This window comes from Cupriavidus sp. 05T41, assembly GCF_056396525.1.
This window is the reverse complement of sequence record NZ_JBFTLQ010000052.1, coordinates 17,658-29,494: the sequence shown is the minus strand read 5'-3', so window position 1 is coordinate 29,494 and position 11,837 is coordinate 17,658. Positions and strand designations below refer to the sequence as shown.

The following is an 11,837-nucleotide window of genomic DNA, read 5'->3' as shown; positions in this document are numbered from 1 at the left end:
GACCTGACGGACCGGAACCGCGCCAAGCCATGTGGCACAACACACGCCTGCTCAACCTGATCGCCTCCACGCTCTACGCGCTGGTGGCGCTGATGGCGTTCGCCGCCGGCCTGCTGTGGCTGGCACAGCGGCCGGTGTTCGCCATCACGCATGTGGAGCTGTCGCCGATGGACGGCGGCACGCTGCGCCACGTCAACGCGCCGGGCGTGCGCGCCAACGCGCTGGGCAAGCTCACGGGCAATTTCTTCACGCTCGACCTCAACGAGGCGCGCCAGAGCTTCGAGTCCGTGCCCTGGGTGCGGCGCGCGAGCGTTCGGCGCGAATGGCCCAACGGCCTGGCGGTCGAAGTCGAGGAGCACGAGGCGCTCGGCACCTGGGGCAACGCCGACAGCGGCCGCCTGATCAATACCTACGGCGAGATCTTCGTCGCCAACCCGGCCGAGGCCGAGGAAGACGCGCAGTTGCTCGCGCTGGACGGCCCCACCGACAGCGAGTCCGATGTCGTGGACAAGCTCGAAACCGTGCGCGAATGGTTCAAGCCGCTCAAGGCCGAACCGCTGGCACTCACGCTGTCGGCGCGMTATGCCTGGCGCGCACGGCTGTCCAACGGCATGGTGGTGGAATTCGGGCGCGAACAGAACGATGAAGAGCGCGACGCCATGGCGCAGCGCGTGAAGCGTTTCGTGGTGGCCTGGCCCCAGGTCACKGAGCAGTGGGGCAAGCAGATCGAATACGCGGACCTGCGTTATCCGAACGGATTTGCCATCCGCGCGGCCAACGTGCGGTTCCTGACAGATGCACAGGCCGCGGCGGCCGCCAAGGGCAAGGCTGCCGCGACCAGCGCCAATCCGACAAACAATCCGACGCGACTGAAGAGCAAGAACGCGGAGAAAAACCGATGAGCAAGGAATACAAGGACCTGTTGGTCGGTCTCGATATCGGCACTTCCAAGGTGGCCGCGGTGGTGGCGGAATTGCGCCCCGACGGCAGCTACGAAGTGATCGGGATGGGCCAGTCGGAGTCCAAGGGCCTGAAGAAGGGGGTCGTGGTCAATATCGAGGCCACCGTGCAGTCCATCCAGCGCGCGCTGGAAGAGGCTGAGCTGATGGCCGACTGCAAGATTTCCGAGGTCTTCACCGGCATCGCCGGCAGCCATATCCGCAGCTTCAATTCCAGCGGCATGGTGGCAATCAAGGACAAGGAGGTCACGCAGACCGACGTGGCGCGCGTGATCGAGACCGCCAAGGCGGTCAATATCCCGACCGACCAGCAGATCCTGCACATCCTGACGCAGGAATTCATCATTGACGGCCAGGAAGACGTGCGCGAGCCGATCGGCATGAGCGGCATCCGGCTGGAAGTGAAGGTGCATATCGTCACCGGCGCGGTCAGCGCGGCGCAGAACATCGTCAAGTGCGTGCGCCGCTGCGGGCTGGAAGTGCACGACCTGATCCTGCAGCCGCTGGCCTCGAGCCTGGCGGTRCTGACCGAGGACGAAAAGGAACTGGGCGTGGTGCTGGTCRACATCGGCGGCGGCACCACCGACATTGCCATCTTCAGCGAAGGCGCGATCCGGMATACCGCGGTGATCCCCATCGCCGGMGACCAGATCACAAACGACATCGCMATGGCGCTGCGCACGCCSACGCCSGAYGCCGAGGACATCAAGATCCAGTACGGCATCGCCAAGCAGGCCATCGCCGATCCGGAAGACATGATCGAAGTCCCGGGCGTGGGCGACCGCGGCACCCGCACGCTCTCGCGCCAGGCCCTGGCCGCGGTGATCGAGCCGCGCATCGAGGAACTGTACTCGCTGGTGCACCAGGTGGTGCGCGAGTCGGGCTACGAGGAACTGCTGTCGTCGGGGGTGGTGATCACCGGCGGCACCGCGATGATGCCCGGCATGGTGGAACTGGGAGAGGACATCTTCCTCAAACCAGTTCGCGTCGGCGTGCCTGAATATCGCGGAAATTTGCACGAAGTAGTCAAGAGTCCGCGCTATTCGACCGTAATGGGACTACTGCTCGAAGGTCGCGTCCAGCGCATGCGCGGGCGCCGGGTGGCGGTACAGAGCGGCTCGGTCAAGCATGTGTGGGGCCGCATGAAGGAATGGTTCGTCGGCAACTTCTGACGTTGCCGGCGCGCAGGCGCTTTGAAAGATTGGCGGCGCTGTCCACCGGATCGGGGGCAGGCCGTTGAAACAGGCAGTTCTTTTTGATGGTTTCTTGTTCAGTAACCAGGCGTTGCGGCGGGGAGGCTGCAGCGTTTRGCGGCTGATTCTTCTTGGAGGCAGTGATGGACTTTGACATGATCGAAACGGAATTGCAGGACGGCACCATCATCAAGGTGATTGGCGTGGGCGGCGCGGGCGGCAACGCTGTGCAGCACATGATCAGCCGTGGCGTGCAAGGCGTCGAATTCATCTGCATGAACACCGATGCACAGGCGCTCAAGCGCTCCAGTGCCTCGCGCGTGCTGCAGCTCGGCAACACCGGCCTGGGCGCCGGCGCCAAGCCGGAGGTGGGCCGCAACTGCGCCGAGCAGGCGCGCGAGCAGATCGCCGATTCGCTGCGCGGCGCGCACATGGTCTTCATCACTGCCGGGATGGGCGGCGKCACCGGTACCGGCGCTGCCCCGATCGTGGCGCAGGTTGCCAAGGAAATGGGCATCCTGACCGTGGGCGTGGTCAGCAAGCCGTTCGAGTTCGAAGGCGCGCGTCGTGCCAAGGTGGCGGAAGCCGGTTCGAGCGAACTGGAGTCCTGCGTCGACTCGCTGATCGTCGTGCTCAACGAAAAGCTGTTCGAAGTGATGGGCGACGACGCCGAGATGGACAAGTGCTTCCAGTGCGCGGATGACGTGCTGCACAACGCTGTCGCCGGCATCGCCGAGATCATCAATGTGGATGGCCTGGTGAACGTCGACTTCGAAGACGTGAAGACGGTCATGGGCGAGCAGGGCAAGGCCATGATGGGCACGGCGACCGTGTCGGGTGTGGATCGCGCCCGCCTGGCTGCCGAGCAGGCCGTGGCCAGCCCGCTGCTCGAAGGCGTGGACCTGTCCGGCGCGCGCGGCGTGCTGGTCAACATCACTGCCAGCCGCTCGCTCAAGCTGTCGGAAACCAAGGAAGTCATGAACACCATCCGCAGCTATGCCGCGGAAGATGCCACGGTGATCTTCGGTACGGTGTACGACGACTCCATGGGCGATGCGCTGCGCGTGACGGTGGTGGCCACGGGCCTGGGCCGTTCGGCCAAGAAGCAGCAGCCGATGACCCTGCTCAAGACCGGTACCGACAACATGCCGGTGCAGATGATGGGCAATATGACCAACACCGTGAACGCAGGCCACAGCAGCGCGCCGGACTACAGCAACCTGGACACGCCGGCGGTGTGGCGCAGCTCGCGCGAATCGGCGTCCGCCCACGTCGCGGCGCTGCAGGAAAAGGGTGTGGATACCTACGATATCCCCGCCTTCCTGCGCAAGCAGGCGGACTGAGTCGGCACGGCAAGGTGCAGGCCTCCAGGCCGGCTGCCTGCCAGGCCGGGGCCCCGGAACAGCGAAACACGCAAGCGCTCCCTATCCGCCCGTGTTGCGCCCCGTGGTCCCGAACTGAGCGGCAGCCAGCTGGGCCGCACTCGCGCTGAAGCCCTCAGCTCGCATCCCGTCGCCGGGACAGGCGTGCCTCCGGCCGCCTCCCCGGACTGGTCTCCCGCCCCTCCCGGCCGGGATGTGCCGCCGTCCGCGCGGCGATCGCAAGATCGCCGCGCGCATTCCATTTTTCATGCGCAGTGCGGCGCAACGCGCCTGGCGCAGGTTTCATGCGTGCGCCAGGTTTAAGGTTTAAGGTTTAGAGTCGCACTGGAAATTCGCATCGGGCCCGCGCCGCGCTGGCCGCCGCGCGATACGCCTCGCTCCATGCGCCAATGTGCAGCCGCCCGGGCACTGTCGGAAAACACCGACGCTGCAACGGGGGGTACGCTGCCTTGGGTGCGGCAGGCGTGCGCGCTATGATGCTAAACAGGGTTTTTACCGAGACAGGAAGAGACAGCATGATCGAGACTGGAGCGCGTGTGCCCGACGCCACSCTGWACGAATTCTWMGAARCMGAGACCGGCGGTTGCGCGCTYGGMCCCAATGCCTTCTCCGTGGCGGAACTGGCACGCGGGCGCAAGATCGTGGTGTTCGGCCTGCCGGGCGCCTTTACCCCCACCTGCTCTGCCAAGCACGTGCCGGGCTACGTGGCCGAGGCCGAGGCGCTGCGCGCCGCCGGCGTGGACGAGGTTTGGTGCGTCTCCGTCAATGACGCCTTCGTGATGGGCGCCTGGGGCCGCGAGCAGAACACCGGCGATAAGGTACGCATGATGGCTGACGGCAGCGCCGAATGGACGCGCAAGCTGGGCCTGGAGATGGACCTTACCGCGCGCGGCATGGGTGTGCGCTCCAAGCGCTATGCCATGGTGATGGAAGACGGCGTGGTGACCGGCCTGTGGATCGAAGCCCCGGGCGAGTTCAAGGTCAGCAGCGCAGAAGCCGTGCTGGCAGCGTTGCGCGCCTAATACGCGATTGTGTCAAATTGACCCTCGAGAGTGACTTATAGGATGCTTTCGAGGGTGAATTCTTACGCTACTAACAGACCGAAACAAACTGGCGCAGCGCAGCAAACGAAGCAGTGGTAAAATCGCTATATTAGAAAGTGCAATCGATAGATTTTAATAATAGCTGAGAACGTCATGCTCAAACAGCGCACCATCAAATCCCTGGTCAAGACCGTAGGCATTGGCTTGCACTCGGGCCGTAAAGTGACGCTGACGCTGCGCCCCGCCCCGGTAGACGCCKGCATCGTTTTCACCCGCGTGKACCTGCCCGAAGCGGTCGAGATCCCCGCGAGCGCCAGCGCCATCGGCGACACCCGCCTCGCTTCGGTCCTGCAGAAGGACGGCGCGCGGGTCTCCACCGTGGAACACCTGATGTCCGCTTGCGCGGGTCTCGGTATCGACAACCTGTACGTGGACGTCGATGCCGAGGAAATCCCCATCATGGATGGCAGCGCCGCGTCCTTCGTGTTCCTGCTGCAGTCCGCCGAGATCGAGCAGCAGTCCGCGCCCAAGCGCTTCATCCGCGTGAAGAAGGCCGTGGAAGTGCGCGAAGGCGACAAGCTGGCGCGCCTGGAGCCCTTCTTCGGCTTCAAGCTGGCCTTCACCATCGACTTCCGCCACCCGGCGGTGGACAAGACCGGCCAGACCTTCGCCATCGATTTCGCCGATACCAGCTACGTGCGCGAGATCGCCCGTGCCCGCACCTTCGGCTTCRCCCACGAAGTGGAAGCGCTGCGCGAGATGGGCCTGGCGCGTGGCGGCAGCCTGGACAACGCCATCGTGCTCGACGAGCACCGCATGCTGAACAACGAGGAACTGCGCTACGGCGACGAGTTCGTGCGCCACAAGATCCTGGACGCGATCGGCGACCTGTACGTGGTCGGTCATCCGCTGATCGGCGCGTATATCGCCAACAAGTCCGGCCACGGGCTCAACAACCAGTTGCTGCGTGCCCTGCTGGCCGACCAGGAAGCGTACGAAGTGGTGACGTTCGAGCGGGTCGAGGATGCGCCGCCGGCGTTCCTGCCCCAGCTGCAACCGGCCTTCGCATAGGTCGCGAACGCCAAATGGTGCAGCAGTAAAGTAAAGAAAAGCCGGTCGACAGACCGGCTTTTTGTTTTGCMTTCAGGGCTTCGATGTCGGGCCGTGATGCGACAGCAAGGTCTTCAGGGCCTCGCGCAACGGCGAATCGGGCAGCTCGCGGGTGAGCTGGTCCAGGCTGGCCAGCCCGGTTGCCGACATCCTGCCGTTGCGTGGCCGTTCCACCGGCCCGGTGTCCCAGTCGCCMTGGCGGCCCACGTCCGGTTGAACGCGCACACGGATTGCGGTAATCTGCGATCCCCGCTGTTGCAGTCTTCCAAGTAGCGTAGGCACCACCTGCCGCACCCGTGCCGCGGCGGCCCCATGGGCTGCCAGCAACAGCAGTGTTCGCTCCCCCTGGCCTTGTCCGATGCCGCGGGCGTCCTGTTTGACGCCTGCCACGGCAATCCCGTCCTGCAGTCCGCGTGGCAGGAGCKACAGTACCTCGGCTTCCAGCACGGCCAGTTCCCGCGCCGTCTGCATCAAGGCCGAGACCGGGCCGGCCTTGTCCAGCCAGTCGTTCAACGGCTTGGCGGCGGGCGTCTGGAGGGCGTAATGGGTAAACATGCGCATGCGCGCATTCTAGCGTGCCGCCGCCTTCGTGCGGCGCCKGGCCTTGCATGGGAAGGAGCTGCATCATGCAGATCATCGTGCTTCATCCGCGCCTGCCGCGTGTGCGCCACATCAATTTATCGCGCGGTCGCCTGTTCGCCGCCGTGCTGGTGCTGTGCGTGGCGGTCGCGCTGCTGTCCTCCGTGCTGACCTGGTTTGTCGCGCGCGCGGGCCTGGCAGCGTTCGGCACCCCCCAGCGCGCCGCAGGCGACGATGCCTACCTGCGCGCCAACCTCAATGTGCTGGCCGCGCGCGTGGGAGAGATCCAGGCCCGCATGGTGCGCCTCGACGCGCTGGGCGAACGGGTCTCCGGCCTGGCCGGCATAGCCCCCAGGGAATTCAATTTCCAGCAGCCGCCGGGGCGCGGCGGCCCCGCGCCGGCGACCCAGTCGCGTGCGCCGAGCCTGCCGGAGCTGCAGACCGTGCTGGCGCGCCTGTCCGACCAGGCCGAGCAGCACGCCGACTATCTCGATGTGGTGGCGACCACGCTGCTCGATCGCCAGAGCGAGGACCGGCGCGTKCCGCGCGTGATGCCGGTGGCCGCCGGCTATGACGCCTCGGGCTTCGGCTGGCGCTTCGATCCCTTCTCGGGGCGCCGCACCCCGCATGACGGCGTCGACTTCTCGGCGCCTGTCGGCACCCCGGTCGTGGCCGCCGCCGGCGGTGTCGTGGTGGCTGCGGAATGGCACCCGGAGTACGGCAACCTGATCGATATCGATCATGGCAACGGCCTCAAGACCCGTTACGCGCATGCCTCAAGGATGCTGGTGAAGCCCGGCGACCTGGTCAAGCCTGGCCAGCAGATCGCGCTGGTGGGCTCGACCGGGCGCTCCACCGGCGCGCACCTGCACTTCGAGGTGCATGTCGATGGCGTGCCGCAGAACCCCAATCGCTTCCTCTCGGTGGCGAAAGCGGCATCCGCGCAGCTTGCCCTGGCGCCCGCCCCGACCGACCGCACCGCGATTCGCTGAGGCTTTGCGTCGGCCGGCCAGGTCGCCATTGAAGAACTGCCGCCCCGTCCCGATGTCCGAAGGAACTGGATGCGCGGCGCGCATCCGGAGCAGGTGACGCCAGAGGCTGGCATKKGGCTGTCGAATCGGCGATCCTTCGCCATCGAGGCGTCAATTCCCGGCTGCCGCGGGGTGTGGTTTGCACATCGCGCGCGCCGTCCCCTGCTTCCGGCCGCGCCCCGCGCGCGTGATAAACTCGGCGTTTTGCGCCAATCTTCCCATTTCCTCGCGCGGTGCGCCCTGGGCTACCGGCCAAGCCGGCCTTCAGGCCGTCCGGTGCATGGCACGGCGGCGTACCACTGCGTAGGTGAAAGCAATCGATGATCACGGGCCTTCTCAAGAAAGTCTTCGGCAGCCGCAATGAGCGGCTGATCAAACAATATGGCGGGACCGTCGCGCGGATCAATGCGCTGGAACCGAAGTTCGCGCCGCTGTCGGATGACGACCTGCGTGCCATGACCGAGACCTTCCGGCAGCGCCACCTCGCGGGAGAATCGCTCGAGGCGCTGTTGCCCGAGGCGTTCGCGGTGTGCCGCGAGGCCAGCAAGCGGGTCATGAAGATGCGCCACTTCGACGTTCAGCTGATCGGTGCAATGGTCCTGAACGACAACAAGATCGCCGAAATGCGCACCGGCGAAGGCAAGACCCTGACCGCCACGCTGGCGGTGTACCTGAACGCCCTCAGCGGCAAGGGCGTCCACGTGGTCACGGTCAACGACTACCTGGCCCAGCGCGACGCCGAGTGGATGGCGCGCCTGTACAACTTCCTGGGCCTGTCGGTCGGCGTGAACCTGTCGCAGATGCCGCATGACCAGAAGGCGGCTGCCTATGCCGCCGACATCACCTATGGCACCAACAACGAGTTCGGCTTCGACTACCTGCGCGACAACATGGTCTACGATCCGGGCCAGCGGGTGCAGCGTCCGCTGAACTACGCGATCGTCGACGAAGTTGACTCGATCCTGATCGATGAGGCGCGCACCCCGCTGATCATCTCGGGCCAGGCGGAGAACCACACCGACCTGTACCAGCGCATGAATGGCGTGCCCAAGCTGCTCGAGCGCCAGATCGGCGAGGAAAAGGCCGACGGCACCGGCGTCGAGAAGCCCGGCGACTACTTCGTCGACGAGAAGGGCCACCAGGTCTACCTGACCGAGGCCGGCCATGAGAAGGCCGAGGAAATCCTGGCGCAACAGGGCCTGATCGGCGAGGGCGAATCGCTCTACGCGCCGCAGAACATCACCCTGATGCACCACCTCTATGCCGCCCTGCGCGCACAGAGCCTGTTCCACCGCGACCAGCACTACGTGGTGCAGAACGACGAAGTCGTGATCGTCGACGAATTCACCGGCCGCCTGATGACGGGCCGCCGCTGGTCCGACGGCCTGCACCAGGCCGTGGAAGCCAAGGAAGGCGTGACCATCCAGCAGGAAAACCAGACGCTGGCCACGATCACCTTCCAGAACTACTTCCGCATGTACGAGAAGCTGTCCGGCATGACCGGCACGGCCGATACCGAAGCCTACGAGTTCCAGGAAATCTACGGCCTCGAAGTGGTGGTGATCCCGACCAACCGGGCCGCCCAGCGCAAGGACTTCCAGGACCAGATCTACAAGACCTCGAACGAGCGCTACGACGCCGTGGTGCGCGATATCCGCGACTGCTTCGACCGTGGCCAGCCGGTGCTGGTGGGCACGACCTCGATCGAGACTTCGGAATACCTCTCGGGCCTGCTGAACAAGGCGCAGCTGCCGCACCAGGTGCTCAACGCCAAGCAGCACGAGCGCGAAGCCGAGATCGTGGCCCAGGCCGGCCGGCCCAAGATGATCACCATCGCCACCAATATGGCGGGTCGCGGCACCGACATCGTGCTGGGCGGCAACGTGGAAAAGCAGGCCGGCTTCATCGAAGCCGACGACAGCCTGTCCGAGGCCGACAAGGCCGCGCGCGTCGCCCATCTCAAGGACGAATGGCAGTCGCTGCACGACCAGGTCAAGGCCGCGGGCGGCCTGCATATCGTCGGCACCGAGCGCCATGAGTCGCGCCGTATCGACAACCAGCTGCGCGGCCGTGCCGGCCGCCAGGGCGACCCGGGCTCGTCGCGCTTCTACCTGTCGCTGGACGACCAGCTGCTGCGCATCTTCGCCGGCGATCGCGTGCGCGCGATCATGGAGCGCCTGAAGATGCCCGAAGGCGAGCCGATCGAAGCCGGTATCGTCACGCGCTCGATCGAATCCGCCCAGCGCAAGGTCGAAGGCCGCAACTTCGACATCCGCAAGCAGCTGCTGSAGTACGACGACGTCGCCAACGACCAGCGCAAGGAAATCTACAAGCTGCGCAACGAGGTGCTCGAGTCGCAGGACGTCGGCGAGATGATCAAGAACCTGCGCGAGAGCGTGCTGGTCGAGATGTTCCGCGACCACGTGCCGGCGGATTCGATGGAAGAGCAGTGGGACATCGCCGGCCTGGAGGCCAAGCTGCGCGACGAATGGTCGCTCGACGTGCCGCTGGCCGCCACCATCGAGGCGGCGCAGAGCATCGAGGACGAGGAACTGCTGAACCAGATCGTGCGTGCCGCCGACGAACGCTATGAAGGCAAGGTCGGCCAGGTCGGCCGCGAATCCTTCGCGGGCTTCGAGCGCTCGGTCATGCTGCAGAGCATCGACACGCACTGGCGCGAGCACCTGGCCGCGCTGGATCACCTGCGCCAGGGCATCCATCTGCGCGGCTACGCGCAGAAGGATCCCAAGCAGGAATACAAGCGCGAGTCGTTCGAACTGTTCGCGCGCCTGCTGGACGTGATCAAGGTCGAAGTCACGCGCGTGATCTTCAACGTGCAGATCCAGTCGCCGGAAGAACTCGAGCAGGCCTCCGAGCAGATCGAGGAAGGCCTCCAGCACCTTGGCAACGTGCAGTACAAGCACGAGGAGTTCGACGAGGTCAGCCAGGCCGCGGAGCCCACCAGCGCGCCAGAGCGTGCCGGCATTGCCTACGCGGCCGCCGCCGAGGCGGCCGGCATGGCCAAGGTGGGGCGCAACGATCCGTGCCCCTGTGGCTCAGGCAAGAAGTTCAAGCAGTGCCACGGCAAGCTCAGCTGAGCCGCGCACGGTGAAGTCAGCAAACATGCCCGCGCAAGCGGGCATGTTCGTCAGGGGAGGGGCAAACGGCATGCCATGCGGCATGCACCGCGCCGCCGCCTGACACCAGAAACCAGCAACGACGAACGCATCGAGGAACGCAAATGGCCGTMAACCTGCCCCTGCCGCTGGCAGAGAACCTGAAACCTGTCGCCGGCGTCGAGCTCGGCTGKGCCGAAGCGGGCGTCCGCAAGGCCAACCGCAAGGACGTGCTGGTGGTGMGCGTGGCCGAGGGCAGCACCGTGGCCGGCGTGTTCACCCGCAACCGTTTCTGCGCCGCGCCGGTTCAGGTCTGCCGCGAGCACCTGGCCGCGGGCAAGGGCATCCGCGCGCTGGTGGTCAACACCGGCAACGCCAATGCCGGCACCGGCGAGCCCGGCCTGGCCGCGGCCCGCGCGACCTGCGATGCACTCGCCGCGCAACTCGGCATCGCCGCCGACCAGGTCCTGCCGTTCTCGACCGGCGTGATCCTGGAACCGCTGCCGGTKGACCGTATCGTCGCCGCGCTGCCCGCCGCCATCGCCGGCGCGAAGCCGGACAACTGGCTGGCCGCGGCCGAGTCGATCATGACCACCGACACCCAGCCCAAGGCTGCCTCGCGCACMGTGCAGATCGGCGGCAAGACCGTCACGCTGTCGGGCATCAGCAAGGGCGCCGGCATGATCCGCCCGAACATGGCGACCATGCTCGGCTTCGTCGCCACCGATGCCACGGTCGCGCAGCCCGTGGTGCAGGCGCTCGTGTCCTACGCGGCTGACCACTCGTTCAACAGCATCACCATCGACGGCGACACTTCGACCAACGACTCCTTCTTGCTGATCGCCAGCGGCAAGGCCGGCGCGCCGGCCATCGAGCGTGCCGAGGGCGCCGATTTCGAGGCGCTGCGCGCCGCGCTGACCGAGCTGGCGCAGGAACTGGCGCAGATGATCGTGCGCGATGGCGAAGGCGCCACCAAGCTGATGACCATCCGCGTGGAAGGCGGCAAGGACGTGGCCGAATGCCGGCAGATCGCCTATGCGGTGGCGCATTCGCCGCTGGTCAAGACCGCCTTCTACGCCTCGGACCCCAATCTCGGCCGCATCCTGGCCGCGGTGGGCTATGCTGGCGTGGACGATCTCGAAGTCGAGCGTGTCAACCTGTGGCTGGACGATGTCCTGGTGGCGCGCGACGGCGGGCGCAATCCCGACTATCGTGAAGAAGACGGCCAGCGCGTGATGAAGCAGGCCGAGATCACCGTGCGCATCGCGCTCGGCCGCGGCGCTGCCGCCGCCACGGTGTGGACCTGCGACCTGTCGCACGACTACGTTTCGATCAACGCGGACTATCGTTCGTAAGCCATGCCGCGCGGCGGCTCCCGCGCAGGGAGCCGCCTGGTCCTGCATCCCCGTATTTCCGCCTTCCTG

At 66.0% G+C, this 11,837-nt stretch carries 9 protein-coding genes; 8 read left to right on the top strand and 1 reads right to left on the bottom strand.

What is annotated here, in order from left to right:
• The first annotated feature begins 29 nt into the window (after positions 1–29).
• From AC1DKV_RS26390 to lpxC, 5 genes are all read left to right on the top strand, one after another.
• On the top strand, positions 30–902 hold the full coding sequence (locus tag AC1DKV_RS26390; RefSeq protein WP_441617867.1) for a cell division protein FtsQ/DivIB: 873 nt from the start codon (positions 30–32) through the stop codon (positions 900–902).
• A complete protein-coding gene (gene ftsA, locus AC1DKV_RS26385; RefSeq protein WP_477138339.1) occupies positions 899–2,131 on the top strand; it encodes a cell division protein FtsA in 1,233 nt (410 codons plus the stop codon). Before AC1DKV_RS26390 ends, ftsA begins: the two co-directional genes overlap by 4 nt.
• A 164-nt stretch (positions 2,132–2,295) precedes the next feature.
• Positions 2,296–3,495 carry a cell division protein FtsZ gene (ftsZ, locus tag AC1DKV_RS26380; RefSeq protein ID WP_477138338.1) on the top strand — a complete coding sequence of 400 codons (1,200 nt, stop codon included), beginning with the start codon at positions 2,296–2,298 and terminating at the stop codon, positions 3,493–3,495.
• Between the two features lie 554 nt (positions 3,496–4,049).
• Positions 4,050–4,556, top strand: coding sequence for a redoxin family protein (locus AC1DKV_RS26375; protein WP_477138337.1), 507 nt, complete (start codon positions 4,050–4,052; stop codon positions 4,554–4,556).
• Positions 4,557–4,730: 174 nt separating this feature from the next.
• Positions 4,731–5,648, top strand: a complete 918-nt coding sequence (lpxC, locus tag AC1DKV_RS26370) for a UDP-3-O-acyl-N-acetylglucosamine deacetylase (protein ID WP_477138336.1) — start codon at positions 4,731–4,733, stop codon at positions 5,646–5,648.
• Between the two features lie 72 nt (positions 5,649–5,720).
• Here lpxC and AC1DKV_RS26365 read toward each other — a convergent pair whose 3' ends face one another.
• Entirely contained in the window at positions 5,721–6,248 is a 528-nt protein-coding gene (locus AC1DKV_RS26365; RefSeq protein WP_477138335.1) for a hypothetical protein, read from the bottom strand.
• A gap of 65 nt (positions 6,249–6,313) precedes the next feature.
• On the opposite strand from AC1DKV_RS26365, the gene AC1DKV_RS26360 reads away from it, so the two are divergent.
• The 3 genes from AC1DKV_RS26360 to argJ all read left to right on the top strand — a co-directional run bounded on the left by AC1DKV_RS26360 (position 6,314) and on the right by argJ (position 11,768).
• A complete protein-coding gene (locus tag AC1DKV_RS26360) occupies positions 6,314–7,258 on the top strand; it encodes a M23 family metallopeptidase (protein ID WP_441617857.1) in 945 nt (314 codons plus the stop codon).
• Between the two features lie 359 nt (positions 7,259–7,617).
• Complete coding sequence (gene secA / locus AC1DKV_RS26355; protein ID WP_477138334.1) at positions 7,618–10,395, top strand: preprotein translocase subunit SecA; 2,778 nt, start codon at positions 7,618–7,620, stop codon at positions 10,393–10,395.
• Between the two features lie 143 nt (positions 10,396–10,538).
• The gene (argJ, locus tag AC1DKV_RS26350; protein ID WP_477138333.1) at positions 10,539–11,768 is read left to right on the top strand and encodes a bifunctional glutamate N-acetyltransferase/amino-acid acetyltransferase ArgJ; all 1,230 of its coding nucleotides are present in this window, start codon (positions 10,539–10,541) and stop codon (positions 11,766–11,768) included.
• The last annotated feature ends 69 nt before the right edge of the window (positions 11,769–11,837 follow it).